This window comes from Marinospirillum sp. (assembly GCF_044810985.1).
GTDB lineage: Bacteria > Pseudomonadota > Gammaproteobacteria > Pseudomonadales > Halomonadaceae > Marinospirillum.
Genome location: NZ_CP085242.1, coordinates 2,383,020 through 2,408,683, shown reverse-complemented (window position 1 = coordinate 2,408,683; position 25,664 = coordinate 2,383,020). Strand labels below are relative to the sequence as shown.

Sequence of the window (25,664 nt, the reverse complement as noted above, 5' to 3'; positions counted from 1 at the left end):
AAAGGAATAAAGATTATGATTCGCATTACACTCAAAACCCTGCTTTATGTTGGCTTTGGCCTTCTGATTGCCTTAATGGTGTTCACCAACTACACCAGTTTAAGCTCTCTGGATCGCTCCAATGAACGTCTGGCAGAAATCGTCAACGGCCCGATTGAGCAGCGCTTACTCAGTAACCGCGTCAGGGCAAACTTTATGGATATTGATCGTCTGACCTCCAAGTACATTCTGGCACGTACACAAGCAAACAAAACCCTTTATTCACAGCAAATTCAGCAAGCCATTGCTAATATTGAGACTGCCTTGAGCAACCTTGAACAAGCAGCTGCCCCTGAAACCCAGCGCTTGATCACTTCCTTGAGAGAGCAAGTGGATAATTTCCAACAGGCAGCCCTCAAGATACAGAGCATTGCTAATCTGACCCTTGATGGTGGCGCGACCCTTGAGGAAATACAGCAGCAAAACCGCCAAGCCTATCTGCTCCAGGAGCAGGAAGGTGAAAAAGAACTGCAGGAGGCTGATTTAATTGTACTTCAGCTGATTAGCACCATGGATGAACTGGCTGCAGATTCTATTAGTCGAGGGCAGGAGCGCTATGTGGAAGCACGCAATACCCTGTTAATGACCCTTGCGGTCTCGACCTTGATCACACTTTTGGTGGCCTTCCTGATTATTCGCAGAATTTCTCTGATCAGTATGATTGCAACGCGCATCGGTAACGGCGACCTTAATTATCACTTTGATCCTGCTGCCAGTGATACTGACCTTTATGGCGTACTGCGCAACATGAATGCCCGCATTCGGGAGATCGTGGCAGAAATCAAGGAGTCCTCCGGCAACGTATCTTCCGGCAGTGTGGAGATGAGCAGTACCGGACAGCAAATTGCCCAGGGTGCAACTGAACAGGCCTCCTCCCTTGAAGAAGTATCCTCATCCATGGAGCAAATGACTGCAAACATAGCCCAAACAGCGGACAATGCCCGCCAGACCGAACAGATTGCACAGCAGGCAGCCAGTGAAGCCCAGGAAACAGGTCAGGCCGTTAATGAGGCTGTGACAGCGATGAAGCTAATCGCTGAAAAGATTGGCATCATTGAAGAAATAGCTCGCCAGACCAATCTGTTGGCACTCAATGCAGCCATAGAGGCCGCCCGTGCGGGCGAACATGGTAAAGGCTTCACAGTCGTAGCTGCGGAGGTTCGTAAGCTGGCTGAGCGTAGTCAGAAAGCAGCCAGTGAGATTGTCGACTACTCACGAAATAGCCTGGAGGTTTCTGAGCGTGCCGGTGCAAAATTGGCTGAGCTTTTGCCGAGCATCATGAAAAACTCCAGCCTAGTGCAGGAAATCAGTGCTGCTGCTGTTGAGCAGGATAAAGGTGCTGCTGAAATCAACAAGGCATTGCAGCAGCTGGATCAAGTGGTTCAGCAAAGTGCGGCAGCAGCGGAGGAAATGGCCGCCAGCTCTGAAGAGTTGTCCGCTCAGGCTGAGGCCATGTACGAGACCGTGGGGTTTTTCCGTGTTGATGGCTCTGATCAGAAAGGTAGAGAGAGCAAAGATAAATCCGCAACGGACACAATAAATAGATCCGCCAAATCCGAGCAAAAACCCTCGGCTTCCAATAATAGAAAAGCCAAAACTACCCAACCCCCTGCTATCTCAGATTCCGGTGTCAATATTGCTCTGGATGACGATGACTTTGTACGCTATTAAGGAGGTTGGCTATGACTGGTTCCCATGAATCTAACCCGGAAATGCCGGATCAGCTCCAGGTACTGACTTTCCAACTGGGTAACGAGGGGTTTGGTGTCGAAATCAGTGGTATTCAGGAGGTTCTTGAGTACCGCAAGGCAACACGCGTTCCCAGAACACCTGAATTTATGCTGGGCGTGATCAATCTGCGCGGTAAAGTCATCCCGGTGGTGGATTTGCGGCCTCATTTTGGTCTGCAAGTCAAAGAACCGACAGTGGATACCTGCATTATTATTATTCATGTGATAATTGAAGGCGAAAATACGCCGCTGGGTATCCTGGCTGATCGTGTTCAGCAAGTGGTTGATATCCCGGCAGAGCAGATCAGCCCACCACCGAAGATCGGCAACAAAATCAATGCGGCCTATATCTACGGCATGGCTCGCATTGATGAAGACTTCATTATCCTTTTACGTTTATCACGGGTTTTTTCATCGGATGAGCTGCAAAAGGTCATGGATAAAGCATTGGAACATCAGGACGTTTAAAGATGATGCAACCTGAGCAGGATGGACTGACTGCGGATGATCATAAGCGAGTTGCCGCTTTTATTGAGCGCATTGCCGGTATTCAATTGCCTGAGCATAAGCGCAGTCTGGTGGAAACCCGCTTGCGCCGACGGTTGAGGGCAACAGGCTACCCCAGCATTCGGGCCTATCTCGACTTTGCTTTTTCTAGCGAAGGGGAAGCGGCAGAGCAGCTTTTGATGTTGGATGCCCTGACCACGAACAAAACGGATTTCTTTCGTGAGCCTGCGCACTTTGCATTTCTCATGCAGCACGTTAAAAACCAGCTAGCTCCCTTGAAAAAAACAGGCTGGACTCGACCGCTCAAGGTTTGGTGTTCTGCCGGTTCAAGCGGCGAAGAACCCTACACTCTGGCGATGGTGCTCTGTGAACTGGAACGTCAGCTTCCCGGCTTTCATTTCACCTTGTGGGCGACTGATATCGCCCCCAGCGCCTTAGCCACAGCTAAAACAGCTGTTTATGACCATCAGCGCATTGCCCCGGTCTCTGAAGCCCTCAGAAAGCGCTATTTACTGCGCAGTAAAGACCCTAAAAAGCAATTAATCCGCATGGCACCGGAGCTGCGCAATCGCGTTGAATTCGATCAGTTTAACTTGATTACCGGGCGCTATTCCGACCTACCCACTTTTGATGTGATTTTCTGCCGTAATGTCATGATATATTTCAGCCCGGAGGATCGGGATAAGGTCGTCAGACAACTGGCATCACGCCTGGTCAAAGAGGGACTGCTATTTATTGGCCATTCGGAAAGCCTGGGCTCTTGTCGAGCGTACTTTGAACAGCTGATCCCCACGGTTCACTCCTTGAAATCGAGGCCAGCATTATGATCAAGGTGCTTATCGTTGATGACTCCGCTTTGGTTCGTCAAAGCCTCACCCAGATCCTGTCCAGTGATCCACAAATCGAAGTCGTGGGGACAGCATCTGACCCCTATGCTGCTGTTGAAAAGATGCGGCAACTCAAGCCGGATGTGATCACGCTGGATGTGGAAATGCCACGGATGGATGGGCTTACCTTTCTGCGTAGAATCATGAGCCAGCACCCGATTCCAGTGGTGATCTGTTCGACCTTGACCACTCAGGGCTCTGCAACTCTGGTTGAAGCACTGGAAGCCGGGGCCGTCAGTATCATTACCAAACCCAGTTTGGTGGCTCGCCATTTTTTTGAAGAATCTCGCTTGCAAATACTCGAAGCTGTTAAAGGCGCAGCCCAAGCAAAACTCAAAAAACTGACTGCCACTCCCAGGCTCCAGGCTGTCGCCAAACAAAATGCCGATGCCGTTGTTGCTCCGCTTCGCAAAAGCGCCTTGCAGGAAACCACAGATAAAATCGTGGCCATAGGCGCCTCTACGGGTGGTACGGAGGCTTTGCGTGTGCTTCTTCAATCGATGCCGGTCACCTGCCCACCTTTAGTTGTAGTCCAGCATATGCCGGAAGGCTTTACCCGCTCTTTTTCACAACGTCTTAATGACCTTTGTAAAATTCGGGTTAAAGAAGCTGAAGATAATGACTCTCTTTTACCTGGCCAAGCCTTGATTGCACCTGGGAACAAACACCTGCTCGTCAAACGAAGTGGTGCCCGCTACTACGTTGAAATCAATGACGGCCCACTGGTCAGTCGTCACCGACCTTCAGTTGATGTTCTCTTTCGCTCCACTGCTCAAAATGCCGGTTCTAATGCTATAGGCGTGATTCTGACCGGCATGGGGGACGATGGTGCTACAGGTTTAAAAGAAATGCGGGATGCTGGAGCCAGAACCTTGGGCCAGGACGAACAATCAAGCGTTGTTTATGGTATGCCAAGAGAAGCCTGGCTCATCGGTGGTGTGGAAAAACAGGTAGCACTGGAGTGGATGGCAGCCAGTATTTTGAAAGTGGCTCAGTAATCCACTTCGGGAGAGTAATATAATGGAATCTAATAATCAGAAAATTGTTTTGAAAATTGGTGAGTTGGTTTTCGGGAAAGGTAGCCGACATCTGCAAACACTGTTGGGTTCTTGTGTTGCCATTACCCTTTGGCACCCCCAAAAGCGTCTGGGTGGTATGTGCCATTTTGCCTTACCTGTTCGTGGGAAAGCCTTATCAGAAAAAAAACTCGATCCACGATACGGTGATGATTGTCTCGCACTATTCAGAAAGCTGGCTGAAGAAAAACAGACAGAACTGCATGAATATCAAGCTTGCATCTATGGCGGCGGCAATATGCTGGAAAACAGCAAAGTCCAAAGAATTATGCGGCAGTCGGGTACTGAATCCAACCATGTCGGCGAGCTCAATGCAGCTCAGGCCTTTGCGCTTTTGATGCAGGAAAAAATCAGGATTATTGAGGCGGATGTTGGGGAGCAAGGCTATCGTAAAGTACTGTTTGACCCTATAACCGGCCAGGCAAGCTGTAAGTTTGTTTCTGTCACTGACAAGGTAATCAAAGAACCTGAACCAAAAAAAGTAACTCGTATTCTGGTGGTCGATGACTCTAAAGTGACCCGCAGCCTGCTTTCCAAGAGCCTTGAAGAAGAGGGCTATGAAGTATTTGTTGCCGAAAATGGAGCTGACGGTATACAGGCTTTTAAATTGCACCAGCCGGACTTGGTTATTCTAGATGTAGAGATGCCCATTATGGATGGTTATGAATGCTGCAGCCATTTAAGACAGCTTGCCGCTGAAGTGCCTGTATTGATACTAACAGGAAACGAAGATATTAACTCTATGGCAACAGCTTTTGAATCAGGTGCATCGGATTTTATCAACAAGCCTATCCGCATTCCGGCACTAAAGCAAAGAATGTTTCATGCACTCAGTAAATTTGCTGATTGAAAGATGGTAAATAAGAATGACCAAATTAAATTAGAACTTCAACAAACCCAAGGAATTTGTTGCGTTATAAATTAATCAAGTTTTCGGATGCATCAATTATGTATGGTTATGACGAGCTGTATTGGCAGATACAGCTTTTTATTGACCTATTGAAAAGAAATACTGATCCTGGTTTTCTGGAAGATGATTCTAGCTTGGAAAGCTTGGATTCATCCAGACAGGAACCAGTGAGTGTATTGCTGGCCTGGTCAATAGCTGCGGGCAGTAAGGGTGCGGCTTTTTTTAATGGTATCCCGATAATCCTATTTACTGGAGGTCTAGCAGCTCCCTGAACTCAGCCGCAGGCAGAGGCCGGTAAAAATAAAACCCCTGCACCTTGATATGGCCGAACTGGCTTAACAAGGCCACCTGACGATCAGTTTCCACGCCCTCAACCACCACCTGCAAATCCAGGCTGAGTGCCAGCCCGGCGATAGCTCTCAGCAGCTTCAGGGAACGCTCGTCCCGGTCTATTCTTTGTAAAAAACTGCGGTCTATTTTCAGTTCATTCAGTGGCAGGCTGTCGAGGTAAGACAGGCTGGAATAGCCGGTACCAAAGTCATCCAGGGAAATGCTGAAGCCTTGTCCCTGTAACTGCTCAAGAAGAGCAACGGCAGCCTCGCCGTTACGGATCATGGCTCCTTCGGTGATTTCCAGTTGAATCACACTGGGGTTCAGGCCTTCATGCGCGACTTCTGAGGCCAGCCAGCTTGCAAAGTCTTCCTGATCCAGCTGATGCGCTGAAAGATTCACCGCAATACTGGGAACGTCAACACCTTGTTGTTGCCAGCTTTTGATCTGTTGCAAGGCCTGTTTGATCACCCAGCGATCCAGGCGCACACAGAGATGGGTTTGTTCGGCAACAGGAATAAACTCACCGGGTGAAATCCAGCCCAGACTGGGATGCTGCCAGCGCAACAGAGCCTCGGCACCACAGACCGTTTGACTGACCAGACACATTTTCGGCTGATAATAAAGCTCCAGACCGGTATGCTTGCGGGCAATGATCAGCTCACCCAGGTCGTGCTCTATGATCAGCTGACGTTGCTGTTCACTGTGCTGACCATGATCAAAAAACCGAAACATCTTGCGGCCCTGGCTTTTGGCCTGCATTTGAGCACTTTCCGCCGCCTGGATCAGGTTTTCCTTGTTCATTGCATCCTGGGGGAAAAGCGCAATCCCCAGGCTGGGCCGCATCAACAGGGATTTATCCTGCAGGGTAATGCCCCGGCTCAGATCCTTGATGATTCTTTCTGCCAGGTGAGTCATGTCGGCAACGCTGGCCTGACTGTGGCGTAAAAGAGCAAAGGTGTCGCCCTGCAGGCGCACCAGGGTATCCGAAGCTTCTGCCAGCAGGTGCAGACGCTCAGCCTGGGTGCAGATGACCTCGTCCCCGGCCCGCATACCAAAATGATCATTGATGGGTCGCAAGCGTCCCACATCCAGCACCATCAGCCCCAGAACCTCGCCTTTTTCACGGCAACTGGCCAGCGCCTGATCCAGACGATTCATCAAAAGCTGGCGATTGCCCAGACGGGTCAGGGGGTCATTGAATGCCAGAAATTCAACCTCGGCTTCCCTGGCCCTCAACTCACTCAGGTCATGCGAAATCGCTACATAGTGGCTGACATAACCCTTTTCGTCTTCAAGCGCATTGATGGAAAGCCACTGCAGGTATATCTCACCGGTTTTGCGACGATTCCAGACTTCTCCCGACCAGCTGCCACGGTGATCTATTTCTGCCCGCATGGCAGCATAAAAACTGGGGGGATGGCGCTCTGAGCGCAGCATGGCCGGGGTCTGACCCAGGGCTTCTGATTCGCTGTAACCGGTAATCCGGGTAAAGGCATTATTAACCTTGATGATGCGGCCACGCCGATCTGAAATCATTATTGATTCCAGTGTATTGGCCATGACCCGCTCAATAAGCCTGGGGCAGTTGATTGTTTGCATGAAAATTAAACTCTCTTACTTTTGTTGTACATTTCACCGGGCAATCACCTTGTAAATCGGTCTCAACGCCGGTATCTGGGAAAGCACCAGTTGAATCACGGTCATCAGGGGAAGTGCCAGGAAAAAACCAACCGGCCCCCAGAGCCAGCCCCAGAAAAAGATGGACAGGAAAATGATCACGGGGTTAATGGCCATGCGATAGCCATGCACATAAGGCTCGACCACAGCCCCGACAAAACCGGTCAGCAACATGTAAGACAGGGGTGCAACCAGCATCCAGCCCAGAGCATCAAAGTGACTCACTGAAACCACGGCCAGCAGAACCATGGTGCTCATCACCCCCAGGTAGGGAATGAAGCGGGACAGCCCGGCGATAAAACCCCAGAACACCGGTGTCGGCAGGCCGACAAGCCAGCAGATCACACCCATCACCAAGCCCACGCTGAAATTGGTCAGGGTAAAAACACCCAGAAAACGGGCTACCTGCTGCTGGCTGGCTCTGACAATCTGCAACAGGGTGCGCCGCCTTTCTTTGGAAACCTGGCGAACCCAGTTGAGAATCAGGCGATCACCGCTGACCAGAAAGAAGTAGGTCAGGGCCAGTGCCAGGGCAAGACCGACCAGTGTTTGCTGGGCATTGCTGGCCAGCTGATTACGCCAGGAATCGGTTTGCAAAATGACCGTTTGTGCCTTGTTATCGGAAAGCTCCCCCATGGACTCTTCCAGTTGGCGCGCTGATTCAGTCAACTTGTCCAGCTGGCTTCGAAATTCATTCTCACCCACCAGCAGTCGGGAAATACTTTGCGGGGCTTTTTCAGCCCATTCCAGTGCTGGTGCCGCAATGCTGGTCACCAGGCCGCCCAGTAAAAGCACCAGTACCAGCAGCAGACCCAGGGCACTCACGGGCTTGGGCAGGTGCCATTTCTTGTGCGCTTTAATCACCAGAGGGGACAACAGAAGGCTGACCATGAAGGCCAGGACAATCGGCAGAATGATTTCATGGGCCAGGTAGAGGGTATACAGAATACCCAGCCCCAGAAGCACCTGCAGACTGGTGGAATAGTGTTCACGCATAGTGGCAGCCTTGGTAAAAGTCAGTTACTTCTTATATGCTGAGTTGCTCATCACTTTGATATTACGGTTCTTTCACTATACATGAAGAATTCTTTGCTAAAACAAAAGCAAAGCAACTTTTGGTGTGCTGGTCGGATTTATTGTTATCCTGGCTATCGATATTCTCCTGGATTAGGGGTTGCAACCTCATGAGCAATGAGAAAACGGTTTTGCTTGACCCGCCCTGGCTCCACAATGAGCAGGGAAGCACCCGCCGTGTGGGTGTTGAAATTGAAATGACTGGGCTGACTCTGGAGCAGATCACCCAAATCGTTGCTGAGCAGCTGCAAGGCCGGGTTTCCACCCAGGGACGTTATGAACGTCAAATTGCGGATTCCCAGGGGGAAGACTGGATTGTGGAGCTGGATTTTCATCTGCTCAAGCAGATGGGACGGGAAGAAAGACCCAGCAGCACCCTCGGTGGAGAGCTGGGCAATTCTGCAGAAGAGGCCCTGGCCTGGTTTGCGGAAAGCCTGGTGCCGTTTGAACTGGTCAGCCCCCCTTTAACCCTGGATCGCCTCCCGGAAGTGGAAGTCATCATCCAGCAACTCCGCCAGGCAGGTGCCAAGGGTTCCTCCGACAGCCTGGTCAATGCTTTTGGCATGCAGTTGAATCCCGAGGTACCCGACTCCCGGCCCGAGACCCTGACCCGCTTCATCAAAGCCTTTCTTTGTCTTTATGACTGGCTGCATCAGCGCGCCCAAATTGACCTTTCCAGGCAGGTCACCAGTTACATCAACCCCTTCCCGGCCCGCTACATCAAAAAAGTGGTGGCTGAAGACTACTGGCCAGATCGCGAGCAGCTGATTGATGACTACCTGGCAGACAACCCCACCCGCAACCGGGCCCTGGATTGTTTGCCGCTGTTTCTGCATCTGGATAAAGCCAGGGTTCGACGAACCACAGATGATCCTCTGATCAAACCCCGCCCCACCTTTCATTACCGCCTGCCCAGCAGTGAGATTCACAGCCCGGACTGGGGGCTTTTCACCTCCTGGAATGACTGGGTTGAAGTCGAGCGTCTGGCGGCTGACCGGGAACGCCTTCAGGCCTGCTGCCAAGCCTACCGCAAACACTTGAACAGACCCATTGAACGCTTGATGGGCAAATGGATACAGGAAATTGAAAATCTATGGCTCAGCCAGTAATTGCCATTACCGGCCCGGAAAAGGGCGCCTTCGGCCCCCGGTTTCTGGTCGCCCTGGCCGTGCGTCTTTATGGTGGCCAGCCCCTGCAGCTGCGTCCCAGCCACAATCCGGAAGACTACACCTTTGATGGCGTTGTCGTAACCGGCGGGCACGATATCGACCCGGTGCTTTATGCCGCCAAACCTGAAGTCGAGCCCAAGTATGACTCCGCACGCGACAAGCTGGAAATGGCGGTGATCGACTTGGCACTGACCCGCAAACTCCCAATGCTGGGAATCTGCCGGGGTGCGCAACTGATGAATGTCTACCGGGGCGGCACCCTCTACCAGGAATTGTTGAAGCAGCGCGAAAAAACCTCCCACCGCTGGACCATCCTGCCCCTAAAAACCCTGTGCATTCATCCCAACACCTGGCTGGCCGAGTTCATGGGTCGTCAAACAGCCCGAATCAATAGCCTGCATAACCAGGCCATCAACAAAACTGGTGCCGGATTTCAGGTCAGTGGCACCGACCTGGACGGCATCATACAAGCCATAGAAGACCCGGATTACGGTTTTCTGATTGGGGTTCAGTGGCACCCGGAATTTTTGCTGCTGATCAGGCGTCAACGCCAGTTGTTCAAGGCCCTGATCAAGGCTTGCAAGCCGCTCCACACCTAAAGATAGATATTTCACATTCCTACCTGGCAAAGCCCTGATGAAAGCCTATACTCAATTCTTGAAGACCTTCTTCAGGAGCTTTGCTGCCCATGTATAGCGAATCTTTCTATCAGGATATAGTCGATCATGGCGTCATGCTGATCTGGGTGGCTGGCCTGGATAAGGGCTGCTTTTATTTCAACCGCACCTGGCTGGAATTCACCGGCCGCAGCCTGGAGGAGGAAGAAGGCAATGGCTGGACAGAAGGCGTCCATCCGGATGACTTTGAACTTTGCCTGCACACCTACAACCAGGCTTTTGATGCCCGGCGTAAATTCAGCATGGTGTACCGGCTGCGCCACCACAAGGGCGAGTATCGCTGGCTGCAGGATGACGGCACGCCTTTTTATTCTCCCCAGGGAGAATTCCGGGGCTTTATTGGCTATTGCCTGGATGTCACTGAAAGCAAAAAAATTGAAATTCGTGAGCAGCAACGCAATCAGATCCTGCAGGCCCTGACCTCCGGAACCCCCTTGAACGAGCTGCTCAACCAGCTCAGCCAGAACCTGGAAGCCCTTTATCCTTACATCCAATGCAGGCTGAACCTTCTCCACGATGAAAGCCATTTAAGCCTGGCCAAGCGCACCCCTTTGCGGGAATTCTACCGGCAAAACCATAACAAGGGCGGCCACTGCTGGTCTGAACCCCTGCTGTCGTCCCAGGGACAGCCTCTGGGCATTCTCTCTGTCTACTGTCAGACAGAAAGACCACCCAACCAAAGGGAATTGAACCTCATCAAGGAGGAGGCCCAGATCACCGCCCTGATTCTTGAGAAAAAATACGCGGACACCGCCTTGCATCTGGGTGCCAAGGTTTTTCAGCAAGCCCGTGAAGCCATTTTGATCACAGACATCAACGGCCACATCATTGAAGTCAATCGGGCTTTTACCGAAATCACTGGCTATCAGCGAGAAGAGGTTCTGGGGCAAAACCCCAGGCTGCTGAAATCGGATCAGCACCCTCCGGGCTTTTATCGGGCCATCTGGAAAACCCTGCAAACCCAGGGTCACTGGCAGGGAGAGATCTGGAATCTCAGAAAAAACGGCGAGATCTATCCAGCTATGTGCAACATCAGCCGGGTCACGGATGAACTGGGCGAGACACAACAGTATGTCTCCCTCTTTTCGGACATCAGTCTGATCAAGGAACACCAGAAACAACTGGAATTCATGGCGCACTATGATTCCCTGACCCAATTGCCCAACCGGGTTCTGCTGACCGACCGCCTCACCCAGGCCAGAGCCCACTGCTTGAGAACCCAGACCGCCCTGGCCGTCGGTTTTCTGGATCTGGATGGTTTCAAGCAAATCAATGACACCCACAGCCACGAAGTGGGCGACCAACTGCTGATCACCCTGACCCAGCGTTTGCGCCATGCATTAAGGGAAAGCGATACCCTGGCCCGTCTGGGTGGTGATGAGTTTATTCTGGTTCTGACGGATCTGAGCCAACCCGAGGACTATCAGTGGGTTCTTGAGCGCCTGCTGCAGGCTGCTTCAGAACCCCTGGTGATTGATGACAAGCTGCTGCAAGTCAGCGCCAGCATTGGTGTGACGCTTTTCCCAGCCGATCAGTCCGAAGTGGATGGCTTGATCCGGCACGCTGACCATGCCATGTACCAGGCCAAAGAGGCCGGGAAAAACTGCTACCGACTCTTCCAGCCACTGACCAATCCGTGATCGTAAAATCCGGTTCAGGCGGTGGCTTCCAGGGGATAGCCAGGCTCTGTCTCTGCCCATCCCCAACTCTGAATCTCCCGAGACAAAGCCTTCAGGGTGGCTTTGGCCGCCGCCTGGGTTTCCATAAGATCCGCCGGATTGCTGCAATAAATCTGCACCAGCGCTTCCAGTTGCTGCAACAGACGGGTATTCAGGCCGCATGCCTGATCGGTCGGAAACAACTGCGCCACCTGGGCATTGACATGTAGAAGTGCCCAGGCGCTGCCCAAAGCCTGGGGCAGGCTGGTCAGGTTGAGAGCCATGCCGGTATTTGCACTGGGCCGCGGCAGAAACTGATAACGACTGGCCAGCAGATAGCCCAGCTCGGGCGAAAGCAGCCAGTTCATCCAGTCAAACTCCTCACGGGTCATTTTTGCGAAGAAAGGCAGAAGCTGTTTTTCGGCATCGTGCAACAAATGAAAAAAACGCACCAGCAATGGCTGCCCTGCGCCTTCTTCAGAAAGCCTTTGAGCGGATTGCGCAAACAAGGGCAAAGCCTGAAGACCTTGAATCTCTGGACGGGTTGCCTGACGTAAACGCGACAGTTGCACCAATTGCATTGTTTGCTCCCTTTTTTTACCTGCTCAAATTCGATACAGAACTTATACTTATAAGTCTGCCTTGTCAAAATACTTGCAGCACAAGCTAACTCGACCAGATGACAAAAGGGTTGCGGGTTGATGATTTTTTGACTTACTTGGACAGGCTTTGAGAGGCAACCGGATTGAATTCCGGGCGGGCCTTTTCCCGAACCGGGTTGCCCAAAGCCTGCAATTCTGTGCCTCTTACGGCTTCGCCTTCGAGAATTTGACCCTGGCTGTCCATTTTCCTGATCAGAATGACTTCTTCCAGCTGCCCCCGGTTGGAAACCCGCGACACCAGTGCCAGGTCACCGGACTGAAAGTGCAGGTGGCTCCCTACAGGGCGCAGGCCATGGGTGGTCACAAAAGTATTCAGGGCACTCTTATCAAACCACTGATCCTTCTTGTACACCCATTGGTACGCCTCCTGCCAGCTACGCGCGGGATCCTTGTAACCATGCACCAGACAATCCAGCACCTTGACCACCCCGATCAGGCGTGACAAGGCATCCAGTCTTTTTCCGGTCAGACCGCGGGGATAACCGCTGCCATCCAGGCGCTCATTGGCATTGACCATCAGGGACTCGCCCAAACTATTGGGTATCCACTGCAGCTGGGACGCTGATCGCAGCAACTGAATCTGCTGGATCTTCAATTCCCGCAGAGAGTCACGCGATTCCTTGAGCGGGTTGAAGCAGGGCTGATGCCCGAGAAAAAACTTGCCAAGATCATGCATCAGCAGGGAAACCAGAGCTGGCAGCTCATAACGCCGGGTTAGGCCCACCTTGAAAAGCAGCGGAAAGCAACGGGCGGCAACTCTGAAGGTATGCAGTAAAACCGGGTTAATCTGCCGCTGGGGTTGTTCCAGAACCAGCAGAAGGGCGGAAGAATCCTCATCCAGCAGCTTAATGAACAGCTTGGCCAGCTGGCTCATACGCACCGAGTCGAGTTTTTTTCTGGCCGCCAGTAACAACACCTGGGCCGCCAGCAGATCCGCCACTTGCAGCAACTGCTTCCGACAGGTTTTGGAGGCCAGCGCATAAGGCGGGTGCAATCGACCCCGGGCAGCAGGCGGCCTGTCTTGCCGGGAATGCTGGAACAGCCTGGATTTGTGCAGGTTTTCCTTGTCCGGGTGCTTGAGCCGTGCCAATTCCCGCTCGGCCTCCAACGTATAATGGAAAAATTGTTTTTCGGTTTCACTTTCAGCATGCACAAAGTGCCAGCCCACCAGAGCCTGGGTGAAATCCTCATTGGGCTGCAAATAGGTCAGTTCGGCCTGGGTGGTGGCCGTTTCCCCGTTGGGAAACTCCAGAGTCACCGACAGAAGGTTCGGCAAGGGGCGAACCAATTGCAGGGCAGCCTGAAAGGCCACTCCAGCTCGGCACCCGCCTGCGGAAATATCCAGCAGACGACCGCTGATTACGCCCTGGGGCAAGTGCGCACGAAACAGAACCTCCAGCCCGGAATCCAGATAAACCCGAAAAAATTCCCGATGAAAGACCTTGCTGAAAGTCTTGGGTACTTCCAGGAAGAGCGTCAGGGACTCGCTGCCCGGCTGAATCCGGGTGACCTCCAGAGCTTCACTTTCATGCTGCTGATTGCGGTATTTGATGAAGAGGACAAATAGCTTCCAGCGTGCCAGAAAAGTCATCTGCTCCAGACTGCCCTGCAGTTTGACTTCCAGCACGCCTTCATCGCGCCTGACTTGCAGGTGACTGACCGGCCAGGGCTCATCGGCTGGCTGCCCATCCATTTCCATCGGCTGGAGCCTCAGACCCCCCGCAAACCGGGCTTCATCCAAAGCCCGGCGGGCCTGAATGCCGGTCAGCCGATCAGAATTCCGAGACGGACTGGGCATGGCTGTTCCCCCTGATTCCAGTGTCAAACATGGTCAACGCCACTCACCTCTGAGTTTAGCCACTTTTTGCCTGAGTAACTCGGCAGTAACCTCATCCGCTTGCAAGGGTTTTCCGGCAACCACTTCCACTTTTGACCAGAAGCGTCGTGGCATTTTTTTGAAGGCGCGACCCTGCTCCCTGGAAAACCAGGAACCCCAGAGGCCCCGTAAAGCCATGGGAATCACCGGTACCGGATATTGAGCGAGGATGCGCTCCACGCCTTTTTTGAAAGGTTGCAGTTCCCCGTCACGGGTCAGGCGGCCTTCCGGAAAAATGAAGACCAGCTCGCCTTTGTTTAAGGTCTCGCCAATTCGGGAAAAAGACGCCTGCAAATTGTGACGATCAATTTTTTCCGAGGCCAGGGGCACGGTTCCCACCAGCTGCAGAAAACGTTTGAGAAAAGGCAGGTCATGGATGTCTTTGTCAATCACAAAGCGCAGGGGACGGTGACAGGCCCCGGCCAACAGGAGTGCATCCACATAGCTGACGTGATTGGCCACCACCAGAGCCGGGCCGGTCTCCGGGATGTTTTCCAGGCCGCGGTGGCGAACCCGATAAAGAGTGTGGGACAGCAAATAAATCAGAAAGCGCAGCAGTGGATCACGCGCCAGCTTCATCGCCAGCAAGGCAACCACCAGGGCGGTCAGGCCATACAGCAGAAAGAAAACCGGCAAGCTGATGTTGAGTACACCCAACAAGAGAATACCGGCCACAGCACTCAAAACCATGGCCAGGGAATTGAGAACATTCAGGGCTGCTATCACCTGGGCGCGCACCGCCACGGGACTGCGCCTTTGTACCAGGCTGTACAGGGGAACAATGAAGAGGCCACCACTCACCCCAGCCAGCATCAGATCCAGTGCCAGCCGCCAGCCGCCCAGAGCCACAAACTCACGCAAAGAGCGCAACACTTCGCCTTCGAGCAAAACCGGGAACACCGACGCCTGGCTGTAAAGATCAAAGGAGAAAACCGCCATGCCCAGGGCACCCAGCGGCACCATGCCCAACTCAATTTTTCCGCGTGACCAGTAACCACACAGCAGAGCACCCGCACCCACGCCGAGGGAAAAGAGGGTCAGCAGGAGCGTCCCCACGCCTTCATCACTGCCCAGCACACTGCGGGTAAAATTGGGAAACTGGGTCAGGTAGCCCGAACCCATAAACCAGAACCAACTGATGGCCAGAATGCCCAGGTAGACGCTGCGCCTTTTTCCGGCTTCCTTAAGAACATTTCGGGTTTGTGAATAAATATTCCAGTTCAGCTTCAGATCGGGATCACCCGCCCCAGCTTCGGGCACACCCCAACTGGCCAACACCCCCAGCAGGGCAAAAGCCACCACCGCCAGGCCTATCAGCCAAGGGGTTTCACCGGCCCAGCCAGCCAGCAGGCCACCCAGCAAGGTACCCAGCAAGATGGCCACAAACGTGCCCATACCCACCAGGGCATTGCCAGCCACCAGCTCATCATCCGCCAGGTGTTGGGGTAAGAGCGCATACTTGACCGGCCCGAAGAGCGCGGACTGCATTCCCATGGCAAACACCAGCGCCAGCAACAGCCACCAGAACTGCAACGCAAAAGCGGCCAGAGCCACCAGCATAATGGCCAGCTCCAGCAGTTTGATCCGCCGCACCACCCGGGATTTTTCATACTTGTCGGCCAACTGCCCGGCAATACCGGAAAACAGGAAAAAGGGCAGAATAAAAAGCCCGGCGGCCAGATTCATCAGAATATTGATGTCCAGCGCCAGGCTTTCGGCTGCCGTAAAGGTCAGGGTGAACATCAGGGCAAAGCGGAAAACGTTATCGTTAAACGCACCCAATGCCTGAGTCCAGAAGAAGGGGGCAAAGCGTTTTCGGGTGAGAAGACTGATACCACGCACGGGCAATTAACTCCTTGGGTTCCTGGCTCAAGTTTATACGCCTAAGGCTCCCAAGAGTAGATCAAGTTGAGGGTGGTGATCTGGTCATAGCTGGAAACCAGATTCTGCTGGTCGACTGACCGTCGCCATTCATAACTCAAACTGACCGCCAGATGCTTGTTGGCTTTGACGGCCAGACTGTTGTAAAGACGCAGGTCTTCCACTTCCTGGGAGAAGTTATAGGCAAGAGTTTGCTGGAATTCCAGGTTTTCACCCAATTCCTGACGGTATTTGCTGACCAGGCGACCCAGGGGACTGAACCCGGTTTCCCTGGGGGGACCTGTACGTTCTGTGTATTGCCCACCCAGGCCTGCCTCCAGATCCCATTCCTGGCGAACATCCCGAATCACCCGGTAACCCAGACCGCCCACCAGATCGTATTCATAACGGAAGGTTGCAAAACGGTCACTTTGTAAACCCGTGAACAGCAGCGAATAAAACTGCTGGGTCCACTGGTAATCGGTTTGGTGACTGGCTGTAAAGGCTTCCTGGGTCACTTTGCCATCGCTGCGGGTGTGCAAAAAATGCGCCCGCGAGTCATTGCGCCAACGGGGTGTTTCAGCCCTGATCCGGACGCGACCATTGAAAGTGCGGTCGTTGGTTTTACCGCGACTATTGAGAAACCCGACCTGGGCTTCACTGCGCCACTCGATTTCATCTTCAGCAGTAGCTGTTTCCCGAGCGGCTGACTCAAAAGCCTTGTCCAGGGTTTCCGATTCCTCGGCCCAGGCGAGGTTTTGCACTGCGCCCAGTACCAGCCAAAACCCCAGAAAGCCCCATAATTGCCTGGCCTTTATTTTCAAAACACGGCTGCCCTTTTGCTGGAGGTTTATCCTCCAGTCTCGTCAGGGAGAGCTTTTTATTCAATGTTGCCGTTTTGCAACAGTCTGGCTTGTCAGCGTTTGGTGCTGGATTCCAGCATCCGCACAAAATCTTCCATGGCTTCATTGGGCATTTCATCCAGTTCCTGGCGTGCGGCCATGGCGTCTTCTGCTGACAGTTCCAGGCGGTCATAAACAGCCGGTGAGATACGCGTCACCTGCTGTTCCCACTGGGGATGCATATACTGGTGAGCCAGATAAAGCAGGTTGGAATACTTGAAGTGAGGCCCGGTGTAATGCGGGTTGTGCTGCTGACGGATGGCTATGCACATTTCATTGGGCAGACCCCAGGTGTTGAAAAGGTAGCTGGCAATCTGCTCGCGGGTGATCCCGAACAGAAAGCGTTCAAGATACATGGGCGGAACATGGGGGTTGGCTTCCTGGTTGCGGCAGTAAAGCGAGAAATAGGGCGGGAAGACTTCCGCCAGCACCAGATAACCAAAATTGTGCAGCAAGCCGGCCAGATAGGCCATGCCTGCATAAGGGCGTGCCAGAGGCTTGATTTTCTTGACCAGCTTTTCCACCATCAGCGCACGCATCAAGGCATCGCGCCAGAAGTGGCTGTGGCCGTGAACACCATCCTTGGGCAGGCGTATTTGCTTGGACATAGCCAGGCCCAGGGCCAGATTCATGGTCAGATCAAAGCCCAGCACCCGGATCACCGCGTCCTGGATCGAGCGAATACTGCCTGGAGCCCCATAGTAGGGTGAGTTGGCCCAGCTGATGACCTGGGAAGCCAGACTGGGGTCCATTTCAATCACTCGCGCCAGCTCGGTGCCGCTGACGTCTTCCTGGGTCTGGAGTTTCAGCAGGCGCTGGGAACTCAACGGCAGGGGGGCAATTTCAATGGATTCACTCAAACGGGCGCGCACCCTTTGCTGGGTGATGGCCTCCACAGCAAAACGAATTTCCTTTTCATCCCGCTGGGGAAAATCCAGGTTGGGGCGGGCTTCGGTGAGAGGCACGGAAAATTCCTCTTCTTCAGCCTGGGCACCGGCAATCAACAAAGCATATTCGTCGCGGGTAAAACGCAATAAAAACTCCGGGTCACCGGATTCCACAAAAACCCAGTCGGTTTCCAGATAACGCAAATCCACGCAGAGGGGCATGGGCAGAATACCGGGCAGGGCAGGCAGGGACTCCACCTTCAAATCCCGCAGCAGACTTTGACGGTAATCCGGTGAGCGCGCCCGCCAGTCGGTTCCTCCGGCATTCAGTTTCTGAAGATCCAGCAAACAGTGCGCCGGATAAGCGGCCTGGAGGTTAAAGCCATCCACCGCCTGCAGAAGGGTGCTGCGTAATAACTGGTTGGGATTGGCATGCCCGCGGGGTACCTTGCGACTTTCAAGGGCTTCACCGGCCAAGTCGGCTACAGAATAATTGGGTTTGATGTTCATTGCGCCCTGCGACATGGATTGCTCCTTTTATCAAGGATCAGTAACGATAGGTAAAGATCCAAGTATCTGACGTAAACGTGTTATGAGTAGGTTAAGCGCTGACGGGCGGAAAGTCGAGGTATGGCTGGGATTAAACCTGAGCAAAACGCAGCTTGTCGCCGCGCCAACGGGCCAGCAACCGCTTGGCTTGTAAGGGATTCTGCTGCAACAACTGAACAGCGCAGGGTTTTAACCCTTCCAGCAGAAAGGCATCCCGCTTCAGGTTGGCAATACGTAACTCCACTTCCCCGGTTTGCCGGGTTCCCAAAAGCTCGCCCGGCCCACGTATTTCCAGGTCTTTCTGGGCAATGATAAAACCGTCGCTGCTTTCGCGCATGGCCTGCAGCCTTTCCCGCCCCAGCTGGGACAAAGGCGGATGATAGATCAGGGTGCAATAACTGGCCGTTGAGCCGCGCCCGACCCGTCCGCGCAACTGATGCAACTGGGCCAGGCCCAGGCGTTCGGCATTATCAATAATCATCAGGCTGGCATTGGGCACATCCACACCCACTTCGATAACCGTGGTCGCCACCAGCAGTTGCGACAGACCCGCCTTGAAATCCGCCATGATCTGCGCTTTTTCAGCGGGCTTCATGCGTCCATGTACCAGAGCAATTTTCAGTTCCGGCAAGGCTTCCTGCAATTCCTGCCAGGTGACTTCGGCAGCCTGACACTCCAGCACTTCGGATTCTTCAATCAGAGTACACACCCAGTAGGCTTGCCGCCCTTCCAAACAAGCCTTTCTGACCCTGGCAATCACTTCCGGTCTGCGACTGTCCGGCAGGGCCAGAGTGGTGACGGGCTGGCGACCGGGGGGCAATTCATCAATGACGGAAACATCCAGATCGGCATAAGCACTCATGGCCAGGGTGCGGGGGATGGGGGTGGCGGTCATGATCAACTGATGGGGCAGACACTCACCAGCCTGCCCCTTGTCACGCAGGGCCAGACGCTGGTGCACCCCGAAGCGATGCTGCTCATCAATCACCACCAGTGCCAGGCGGGCAAAAACCACTTCACTTTGAAACAGGGCATGGGTGCCGACCAGTAACTGGGTTTCACCCTCAGCCAGGCGTTGTAAGGCCCCCTCACGCTGCTTGCCTTTCATTTTCCCCGCCAGCCAGTCCACCTGAATCCCCAGAGGTTCCAGCCAGGCGGTTAAATTCTGGTAATGCTGTTCGGCCAGCAGCTCTGTGGGGGCCATCATGGCCGCCTGGTAGCCACTGGCCAGAGCTTTCAGGCAGGCCAGGGCCGCCACCAGAGTCTTGCCGGAACCCACGTCCCCCTGAACCAGACGCAGCATGGGATGGGGCTGGGTGAGATCGGTATTGATTTCTCTCAGCACCCGCTCCTGGGCAGAAGTGAGCTGAAAAGGCAGGCTTTGGATCAGTTGGTTTTCCAGTGCTGTGGCCTGGCCGATCAGGGGGTGGGCGGCTTGTTCACGACTTTTCTGGCGCAGCAAAAGCATGCCCAGTTGCTGGGTGAACAGCTCTTCCAGAGCCAGGCGTCTTTGCGCCGGGTGTCTGCCTTCCGCCAGCTCGGCCAGGTCGGCTTCCACGGGGGGGTGGTGCAGATACTGCAGAGCTTCCGTCAACGACCAGTTCATTAAATGCTGAAATGCCGCTGCCTGCAGAAGGCTGGTGGGCAAGAGCTCTTCAGGAGGCTGGGTTTGCAGGACCTGAAGTGCTTGCTCCAACAGTTGACGGATACGATTCTGCTGCAGGCCCTCGGTGACCGGATAAACCGGGGTCAGTTGCTGTTCCAGAGGAGGTGGTGGTAGATCATCCCGCAGCACCCTGAATTCCGGGTGGTAGATTTCCAACCCGGTGGCACCGGGGCGGGCTTCGCCATAACAGCGCAGCCTTTTTTCGGGTTCCAACTGGCGCTTCATGGCGGCCGAGAAATGAAAAAACCTCAGCCCCAGAAGACCACTGCCATCACGAATCCGTACCAGCAGACTGCGCCTGCGACCCTGACTGACTTCACTGCTAACGATCTCACCTTCCAGCACAGCGGTGCTGCCCACCCGCAGACTACCCAGACTGCTCACCTGGGTGCGATCTTCATAGCGCAACGGAAGGTGCAGCAAAAGATCCTGCAGGCTGACAATTCCCAGCTTGGCTAGACGTTCAGCCAGAGCCTGGCCGACTCCCTTGAGTTCGGTCACCGGCACTTCCTGCAGCGGCCTGGCGGTCATCTCAAGCCTTCTTGAATTGGCCGACCGCCTGCACCAGAGCTTCTATGGCCTTGGGGCGGGGAAAGCTGGTTCGCCAGGCCACAGCCACACTGCGTGAAGGCACCGGCTCCTGGAAAGGACGGGTCACCAACACATCCGGGGCATACTGGCTGGTGCCTATGGCTGAATGCGGTAACACGGTGATACCCAGGCCGGAAGCCACCATATGGCGAATGGTTTCCAGCGAGCCGCCTTCGGCCACCAGGGTTTGCTCGGGGTTCTTGAGGTTGGCTTCCAGTGCCGGGCAAGCCTCAATAACCTGATCCCGAAAGCAATGACCCTCACCCAGCATCAGGAGTTTTTCAGTCGTCAGATCGGCAATGGGAACATCCACCCTGTCCACCCAGGCATGGGTTTTGGGCAGCAGAACTTCAAAAGGCTCATCGTACAGGGTGCGGGTGACCACATCGGTTTCCGTGAAAGGCAGGGCAATGATGATGGCATCCAGCTCACCCGAGCGCAGTTTGCGCCGCAGATTGGCCGTGAAATTTTCTTCAATGTACAAGGGCATGTTGGGAGCCTGCTCATGCAGGGCAGGCACCAGATGAGGAAACAGATAGGGACCGATGGTGTAAATGGCCCCCACCCGCAAAGGGGAGGTCAGTTGGTTCTTACCCAGCTGTGCCATCTCCTTGATGGAAGCCGCCTGTTCCAGAACCCTTCCAGCCTGGGCCACAATTTTTTCTCCAGTGGGTGTTAACTGCACCGCACTTTTACTGCGCTCAAACAGAGCCACACCCAGCTCGTCTTCAAGCTTTTTAACCGCTACACTCAGGGTCGGCTGGCTGACAAAACAGCGTTCGGCAGCATGCCCGAAGTGTTTTTCCTGTGCCAAGGTTACTATGTACTTCAATTCAGTCAGCGTCATGATATTTGGGCATCCTCTTCGGGCTTACTGGCTTGTTTGAAAGTATGCATCATAAATTTAAATAATCAAGTTAACAGAATTTAATCCTTTATCACTATGGAGACTGGTTATGCGCTGCTTGCTGTTGGGGTGTGGAGATCTGGGCAGTTGGGTAGGCCGCCTGCTGCTGCAAGAGGGTCACCAGGTCTGGGGGGCGCGTCGTTCTCTGCATCTGCTGGAGGAAGGGATTCAACCTCTGGCCTGGACTCTGCCACAACCGGCACCGCCTCTTCCTGAGCTGGACTATATTCTCTACTCCCTTTCTGCCGATGAGTTTTCTCCTGAAGCCTATAGACTGGCCTACCTGGAGGGCGTTGAGCAACTCCTAGACAGCCTGGTGCGACAAAAAGTATCGCCCAAAAGGATTTTCTTTATTTCTTCCACAGGTGTTTACGGACAGGAGTCCGGTGAGGAAGTGAATGAGGAGAGTGAAACCCGGCCACAGAGTTTTGCCGGGCAATTGCTGCTGCAGGGTGAAGAGGCTCTTTACCAGTCACCCTGGCCTGTCACCATCCTGCGCTTTTCAGGCATCTATGGGCCGGGCCGGGAAAGGCTGATTCGTCAGGTCAAGGAAGGACGTTTCCCGCCCGAACAACCCCTGAAGTATTCCAACCGTGTGCATCTTGAAGACGGCGCCCGAGCCATTCTGCATCTGATGGAAAGGGAGGCTTCCGGCCAGTCTCTTGAGGAAACCTATCTGGTCAGCGATTGTGAACCGGCAACCCTGCAGGAAATCACCCGTTGGCTGGCCCATCAACTGGGCCGCTTGCCGCAACCGGGCAAGGATCTGCCCAGCCGTGGAGGCAACAAACGCATCAGCAGCCAGCGCCTGAAAGACACTGGCTTTCATTTTCGCTATCCCAGTTATCGGGAAGGTTATGCGCCCCTGCTGCAGAACCGCAGTTAACCCAGACGCTCCTGGATCGCCTGCAGAATACCGGCTTCGTCCAGCTCACAGTCAGCCAGCAGTTCTGCGGGTGTACCCTGATCGATCCAGCGGTCGGGGATGCCCAGGTTCAGCAGCCTGGGCTGGAGATCCCGGGCTGCATAGAATTCATTAATGGCACTGCCCACCCCGCCCATGACGGCACTTTCTTCCAGAGTCACCAGCAGCTCATGGCTGGCTGCCATTTCCAGAAGAAGTTGCTCATCCAGGGGTTTTACAAAACGCAAATTGACCAGGGTGGCATCCAGTTGTTCGGCCACTTTTTCCGCTGTGGAAACCAGGCTTCCCAGTGCCAGTAGAGCAATTTTTTTGCCTTGACGGCGCACCTCGGCCTTGCCCAAAGGCAAAGGCGTCAGCTCTTTCTGGATTTCCACGCCTGGTCCGGTACCTCTGGGGTAGCGCACCGCTGCAGGCCCCGGATAGTGGTAGCCAGTCGTCAGCAACTGGCGACATTCATTTTCATCTGCCGGAGCCATGACGACCATTTCCGGTATACAGCGCAAATAAGAGATATCCAGGGTGCCATGATGGGTTGGCCCGTCTTCGCCCACCACCCCGGCCCGGTCGATGGCAAAGAGCACATCCAGTTTCTGCACCGCCACATCGTGAATCAACTGATCATAGCCGCGTTGCAGGAAAGTCGAATAGATGGCCACCACTGGCTTCATGCCCTCACACGCCATACCGGCGGCCAGGGTCACGGCATGCTGTTCGGCAATGGCCACATCAAAATAGCGCTCCGGGTACTGGCGGGAAAACTGCACCAGATCCGAGCCTTCACGCATGGCCGGGGTAATGCCCAGAAGACGTTTGTCTTCTGCTGCCATGTCACACAGCCATTGCCCGAAAACATTGGAATATTTCGGCTTCTTTTTCTTTGCAACCGGCTGAGGTGCCGGGGTTTCCAGGGGTTTGACCGGCTTTTCCAGCTTGGTCAGGGCATGGTAGCCAATCGGATCGGCTTCCGCAGGAATAAAGCCTTTGCCCTTTTTGGTCACCAGATGCAAAAACTGGGGGCCGGAATGGTGTTTGAGTTTTCTCAGGGTCGCCAGCAATTCCGGCAGATCGTGACCATCAATCGGGCCAAGGTAGTTAAACCCCAGCTCTTCAAAAAGAGTGCCGGGGGTCACCAGGGATTTCACCTGCTCTTCGGTCTTGCGCGCCAGCTCCCAGGCCAGCGGCAGCTTGGAAAGAACCCGGCGACTGTTTTCTCGCAGTTGGTGATAAGGCTCACTGACCAGCAGGCGCGACAGATAGGTCGCCATGCCGCCGACATTCTCGGAAATAGACATTTCATTGTCATTGAGGATCACCAACAGGTTAGGCTGAACATGCCCGGCATGAGTCAAGGCCTCAAATGCCATACCCGCCGTCAAAGCACCATCACCGATGATCGCCACACTGCGACGCTTACTTCCCTGGGTTTTGGCGGCAATCGCCATACCCAGAGCGGCACTGATGGAGGTGCTGGAATGCCCGACACCAAAGGCATCAAATTCCGATTCCGCACGCTTGGGAAAAGCCGCCAGACCGCCTTTGTGGCGAATGGTCAAAAGCTCTTCCTTGCGCCCGGTGAGGATCTTGTGAGGATAGGCCTGATGCCCGACATCCCAGATCAGGCGATCTTCCGGGGTATCAAAAATGGCGTGCAGAGCCACGGTCAGCTCAACAACCCCCAGCCCGGCACCAAAGTGTCCACCGGTTTGACTGACACTCCAGAGCAACCAGGCACGCACTTCCCGGGCCAGTGTAATCAACTGACGCTCGGAGAGCTTCTTCATATCTGCGGGGGCAGAAATGGTATCCAGCAAAGGCGTTTCCGGGCGCACATCAGGCAGGGCATCGAACATGGGTCGTTAGCTCAAAATTAGTATAGAAAATTAAAGTTAATGATTGCGCTGAATGCACCAGTCAGCCAACTCCAGGAGGGCATTCCAGTCACCGGGCAGGGATTGCAAGCTGGATTTGGCTTCCTGGATCAAGTCATAAGCTTTCTGCTCGGCGCCTTCCAGCCCCAGCAAACCCGGATAGGTGGCTTTATGGTGCAGAGCATCCGCGCCAGTGTTCTTACCCAAGGTAGCAGCATCACCCTTGATATCCAAAAGATCATCCTGAACCTGAAAAGCCAGACCCAGGGCAGAGGCATAAGCATCCAGCTTTTCCAAGGTGTCCGCTTCAGCTTCGGCAACCAGTCCCCCCAGACGCACGGCACAGCGAATCAGGGCACCGGTTTTATGACGGTGGAGTTTTTCCAGTTGTTCCAGGGTCAGTTGTTCACCTTCGGCCTGTAAATCCAGCATCTGGCCGCCCACCATACCCTGACTGCCACTGGCTTGGGCCAGGGTTTGCGCCATCAATAACGCAGCGGGCTGTTCGCCATTCACCAGAACCTGAAAGGCCAGGGTCTGCAAGGCATCACCGGCCAGAATGGCGGTGGCTTCATCAAAAGCCTTATGGCAGGTGGGTCGCCCTCGGCGCAGGTCATCATCATCCATGGCAGGCAGGTCATCATGCACTAGTGAATAGGCGTGAATCAGCTCCACCGCCATCGCAGGGCGATCACAGCTTTCCCAGGAGGCACCCAAGGCCTGACCCGTGGCGTAAACCAGCAAAGGCCGCAAGCGCTTGCCACCATTGAGAAGGCTGTATTCCAGGGCTTGCTGAAGACTGGTATCCGGCCCCCGGGTTGCTTCCAGCAGCTCTTGCAGCCGGGCATCCACCCGCTCAGATGCCGCTGCGGCCAATTGATCCAGAAGAGGCATCAGTTAACCTGACCTCCACCGGGCAATGGCTCAAAGCCGACCTGGCCCTGACTTTCCTGCAAACGGCTGACCCTTTGTTCGGCTTCAGTCAACAGCTTCTGGCAATTACGGGTCAGTGTCACCCCCTGCTCAAAAGCCTGCAGAGAGTCTTCCAGAGACAAGTCACCGGACTCCATCTTGGTGACCAGCTCTTCGAGTTGCTTTAACTGCTGCTCAAAATCCTGCTCATCTGCCATTTTTTCTTACCTATTCTTGCCTTACCAAAAAGCCACTTCGGATGCTGGTCAAGGTGCTACCTGTCAGGCTGTCTGCAACAGGAAGTTGCAGCCGACCCACATGG

The 25,664-nt window shown here is 54.1% G+C and carries 22 protein-coding genes; 10 read left to right on the top strand and 12 right to left on the bottom strand.

Features of this window, described 5'->3' with window-relative positions; genetic code table 11:
• Positions 1–15: 15 nt before the first annotated feature.
• The 6 genes from LG323_RS11340 to LG323_RS11315 are packed head-to-tail and all read left to right on the top strand — an operon-like array spanning position 16 to position 5,421.
• Complete coding sequence (locus tag LG323_RS11340; protein WP_404416158.1) at positions 16–1,710, top strand: methyl-accepting chemotaxis protein; 1,695 nt, start codon at positions 16–18, stop codon at positions 1,708–1,710.
• Between the two features lie 11 nt (positions 1,711–1,721).
• On the top strand, positions 1,722–2,237 hold the full coding sequence (locus LG323_RS11335; protein ID WP_404416155.1) for a chemotaxis protein CheW: 516 nt from the start codon (positions 1,722–1,724) through the stop codon (positions 2,235–2,237).
• A gap of 2 nt (positions 2,238–2,239) precedes the next feature.
• Positions 2,240–3,103: a CheR family methyltransferase gene (locus LG323_RS11330; protein WP_404416153.1), complete on the top strand. Its 864-nt coding sequence runs from the start codon at positions 2,240–2,242 to the stop codon at positions 3,101–3,103.
• Positions 3,100–4,161 (top strand): chemotaxis response regulator protein-glutamate methylesterase, encoded by a 1,062-nt coding sequence (locus tag LG323_RS11325; RefSeq protein WP_404416150.1) that lies wholly within the window; start codon positions 3,100–3,102, stop codon positions 4,159–4,161. Before LG323_RS11330 ends, LG323_RS11325 begins: the two co-directional genes overlap by 4 nt.
• Positions 4,162–4,183: 22 nt before the next feature.
• The gene (locus tag LG323_RS11320; protein ID WP_404416147.1) at positions 4,184–5,089 is read left to right on the top strand and encodes a response regulator; all 906 of its coding nucleotides are present in this window, start codon (positions 4,184–4,186) and stop codon (positions 5,087–5,089) included.
• 59 nt (positions 5,090–5,148) lie between these two features.
• The gene (locus tag LG323_RS11315; RefSeq protein WP_404416144.1) at positions 5,149–5,421 is read left to right on the top strand and encodes a hypothetical protein; all 273 of its coding nucleotides are present in this window, start codon (positions 5,149–5,151) and stop codon (positions 5,419–5,421) included.
• Here LG323_RS11315 and LG323_RS11310 read toward each other — a convergent pair.
• Both LG323_RS11310 and LG323_RS11305 read right to left on the bottom strand, forming a co-directional pair.
• Positions 5,396–7,081, bottom strand: a complete 1,686-nt coding sequence (locus LG323_RS11310; protein WP_404416141.1) for a putative bifunctional diguanylate cyclase/phosphodiesterase — start codon at positions 7,079–7,081, stop codon at positions 5,396–5,398. The two genes, LG323_RS11315 and LG323_RS11310, sit on opposite strands and share 26 nt — an antisense overlap.
• A 33-nt stretch (positions 7,082–7,114) precedes the next feature.
• Complete coding sequence (locus tag LG323_RS11305; RefSeq protein ID WP_404416139.1) at positions 7,115–8,155, bottom strand: AI-2E family transporter; 1,041 nt, start codon at positions 8,153–8,155, stop codon at positions 7,115–7,117.
• Between the two features lie 188 nt (positions 8,156–8,343).
• Here LG323_RS11305 and LG323_RS11300 point away from each other — a divergent pair, with 188 nt between their 5' ends.
• The 3 genes from LG323_RS11300 to LG323_RS11290 all read left to right on the top strand — a co-directional run bounded on the left by LG323_RS11300 (position 8,344) and on the right by LG323_RS11290 (position 11,719).
• Positions 8,344–9,342: an amidoligase family protein gene (locus LG323_RS11300; RefSeq protein WP_404416136.1), complete on the top strand. Its 999-nt coding sequence runs from the start codon at positions 8,344–8,346 to the stop codon at positions 9,340–9,342.
• Positions 9,327–10,001 carry a gamma-glutamyl-gamma-aminobutyrate hydrolase family protein gene (locus LG323_RS11295; RefSeq protein WP_404416133.1) on the top strand — a complete coding sequence of 225 codons (675 nt, stop codon included), beginning with the start codon at positions 9,327–9,329 and terminating at the stop codon, positions 9,999–10,001. Before LG323_RS11300 ends, LG323_RS11295 begins: the two co-directional genes overlap by 16 nt.
• 89 nt (positions 10,002–10,090) lie before the next feature.
• Complete coding sequence (locus LG323_RS11290) at positions 10,091–11,719, top strand: diguanylate cyclase domain-containing protein (RefSeq protein ID WP_404416131.1); 1,629 nt, start codon at positions 10,091–10,093, stop codon at positions 11,717–11,719.
• Positions 11,720–11,733: 14 nt separating this feature from the next.
• On the opposite strand, the gene LG323_RS11285 is transcribed toward LG323_RS11290, so the two are convergent.
• The 7 genes from LG323_RS11285 to LG323_RS11255 all read right to left on the bottom strand — a co-directional run bounded on the left by LG323_RS11285 (position 11,734) and on the right by LG323_RS11255 (position 21,577).
• Positions 11,734–12,318, bottom strand: a complete 585-nt coding sequence (locus LG323_RS11285; protein ID WP_404416129.1) for a hypothetical protein — start codon at positions 12,316–12,318, stop codon at positions 11,734–11,736.
• A 133-nt stretch (positions 12,319–12,451) separates the two neighbouring features.
• Complete coding sequence (locus tag LG323_RS11280) at positions 12,452–14,197, bottom strand: HD domain-containing phosphohydrolase (RefSeq protein WP_404416126.1); 1,746 nt, start codon at positions 14,195–14,197, stop codon at positions 12,452–12,454.
• Between the two features lie 33 nt (positions 14,198–14,230).
• On the bottom strand, positions 14,231–16,117 hold the full coding sequence (locus LG323_RS11275) for an MFS transporter (protein WP_404416123.1): 1,887 nt from the start codon (positions 16,115–16,117) through the stop codon (positions 14,231–14,233).
• A 41-nt stretch (positions 16,118–16,158) separates the two neighbouring features.
• Positions 16,159–16,899: a YdiY family protein gene (locus LG323_RS11270; protein ID WP_404416120.1), complete on the bottom strand. Its 741-nt coding sequence runs from the start codon at positions 16,897–16,899 to the stop codon at positions 16,159–16,161.
• A 152-nt stretch (positions 16,900–17,051) separates the two neighbouring features.
• Positions 17,052–18,449: an HDOD domain-containing protein gene (locus LG323_RS11265; RefSeq protein ID WP_404416117.1), complete on the bottom strand. Its 1,398-nt coding sequence runs from the start codon at positions 18,447–18,449 to the stop codon at positions 17,052–17,054.
• Positions 18,450–18,564: 115 nt separating this feature from the next.
• Complete coding sequence (recG, locus tag LG323_RS11260) at positions 18,565–20,670, bottom strand: ATP-dependent DNA helicase RecG (protein WP_404416114.1); 2,106 nt, start codon at positions 20,668–20,670, stop codon at positions 18,565–18,567.
• Position 20,671: 1 nt separating this feature from the next.
• A complete protein-coding gene (locus LG323_RS11255) occupies positions 20,672–21,577 on the bottom strand; it encodes a hydrogen peroxide-inducible genes activator (RefSeq protein WP_404416111.1) in 906 nt (301 codons plus the stop codon).
• A gap of 109 nt (positions 21,578–21,686) precedes the next feature.
• Between LG323_RS11255 and LG323_RS11250 the strand changes: the two genes are divergently transcribed.
• Positions 21,687–22,523 carry an SDR family oxidoreductase gene (locus LG323_RS11250; protein WP_404416108.1) on the top strand — a complete coding sequence of 279 codons (837 nt, stop codon included), beginning with the start codon at positions 21,687–21,689 and terminating at the stop codon, positions 22,521–22,523.
• Here LG323_RS11250 and dxs read toward each other — a convergent pair.
• From dxs to LG323_RS11235, 3 genes are read right to left on the bottom strand one after another with little or no spacing between them, the layout of a single operon-like run.
• Entirely contained in the window at positions 22,520–24,412 is a 1,893-nt protein-coding gene (gene dxs, locus LG323_RS11245; RefSeq protein WP_404416105.1) for a 1-deoxy-D-xylulose-5-phosphate synthase, read from the bottom strand. The genes LG323_RS11250 and dxs overlap by 4 nt on opposite strands.
• A gap of 36 nt (positions 24,413–24,448) precedes the next feature.
• Positions 24,449–25,324 carry a (2E,6E)-farnesyl diphosphate synthase gene (ispA, locus tag LG323_RS11240; protein WP_404416102.1) on the bottom strand — a complete coding sequence of 292 codons (876 nt, stop codon included), beginning with the start codon at positions 25,322–25,324 and terminating at the stop codon, positions 24,449–24,451.
• Entirely contained in the window at positions 25,324–25,560 is a 237-nt protein-coding gene (locus LG323_RS11235; RefSeq protein ID WP_310697695.1) for an exodeoxyribonuclease VII small subunit, read from the bottom strand. The genes ispA and LG323_RS11235 overlap by 1 nt, the downstream gene beginning before the upstream one ends.
• Between the last annotated feature and the right edge of the window lie 104 nt (positions 25,561–25,664).